The 1,000-nt window shown below is 38.2% G+C and carries 2 protein-coding genes and 1 pseudogene; 1 reads left to right on the forward strand and 2 read right to left on the reverse strand.

Annotated features, from left to right (window positions below):
- Positions 1-176: pseudogene (locus IQ242_RS25625) on the forward strand (DUF3782 domain-containing protein); the annotation flags it as partial.
- Between the two features lie 54 nt (positions 177-230).
- Here IQ242_RS25625 and IQ242_RS25630 read toward each other — a convergent pair.
- Both IQ242_RS25630 and IQ242_RS25635 read right to left on the reverse strand, forming a co-directional pair.
- Positions 231-485 (reverse strand): type II toxin-antitoxin system RelE/ParE family toxin, encoded by a 255-nt coding sequence (locus IQ242_RS25630; protein ID WP_061430671.1) that lies wholly within the window; start codon positions 483-485, stop codon positions 231-233.
- The gene (locus IQ242_RS25635) at positions 482-682 is read right to left on the reverse strand and encodes a hypothetical protein (protein WP_193961881.1); all 201 of its coding nucleotides are present in this window, start codon (positions 680-682) and stop codon (positions 482-484) included. Before IQ242_RS25635 ends, IQ242_RS25630 begins: the two co-directional genes overlap by 4 nt.
- Positions 683-1,000: the final 318 nt, after the last annotated feature.

Below are 1,000 nucleotides of genomic sequence, written 5' to 3' on the forward strand. Positions count from 1 at the left end.
TTCGCCGCTTTTTTCCTGAACACAAAGATAAAAAACTCTATGGCATATTAGCGGCGGTTGATTTATCCCCAGAATTACGGGAAAAAATTCTGCAAGAAGGGTTTTATGTGGCTCGGATTCATGACCAGGTATTTGAATTAGATATTCCCGATAATTTTCAACCTCAAACCTATTAAAACATCAAAGGCGATCGCTTTTGCTCTGATATTGTGAGGGATGATTGCTTGTATTTAGCGGTAAATATCCTTTCGATGCCCAATATCAAGAACAATCACCTTCTTTTCTGAATCATCGATCCCATAAATAATTCGATAAACTCCAATCCGAACCCGCCAACCTTCTCTTCCTGTCAGTTTTAGACATCCTGATGGTCTTGGATTTTCAGCTAATTCTCTAATGCCATCTCGAACTTTTTGATAATCATCCTTTGGGAGATTTGCTAAAGCCTTAGAAGCACGTTTTTTAATAGTAATATTGTAACTCATTGCTGACTATTTTCAATTTCAGCGATCGCTACTTCAAAAGGAATTTCATCATCCCCACCTGAGACAGCAAAATCATAGGCTCTAATGGCATCTAACTCTTCTGATTCTTCCAGCAGTTTCTGATATTCTTCTATATCTAAAAGAATACCTATTCGATTACCCTGCTCATCGGTGATATACCTTTCCTTTAATTTCATTTGAGAACAACTGCCTTAGTTAATTTTCGTTCTAATTATAACTCAGGTGTTAACGCCTAACCATGTTGATCTATCCTTCTGGGAAAATACCCTTCATGCTTTGGGAACTCTCACTCGCCCTCATTTCCTCGAAACTATTCCCAACTTAGTCCCTTTAATCCTTCATTTTTGGGGGGAGGTTGCCTTAAGAGAAGCGTATCAAAGTATTAGGGATGTTAGTCGCTGGTGGCGGTGATTCTCCTGTCAATAATTGCTATAATAGCTAAAATGGCCATAATGGCTAGTTTCTAGAAAGGTTAGTTATGAAAACATTAGGAG

This window comes from Microcystis sp. LEGE 08355 (assembly GCF_015207185.1).
GTDB classification, from domain to species: Bacteria; Cyanobacteriota; Cyanobacteriia; order Cyanobacteriales; family Microcystaceae; genus Microcystis; species Microcystis panniformis.

Coding starts and splice junctions, on each gene's coding strand:
- IQ242_RS25635 (WP_193961881.1), bottom strand. CDS start 682: ATGAAATTAAAGGAAAGGTATATCACCGATGAGCAGGGTAATCGAATA.
- IQ242_RS25630 (WP_061430671.1), bottom strand. CDS start 485: ATGAGTTACAATATTACTATTAAAAAACGTGCTTCTAAGGCTTTAGCA.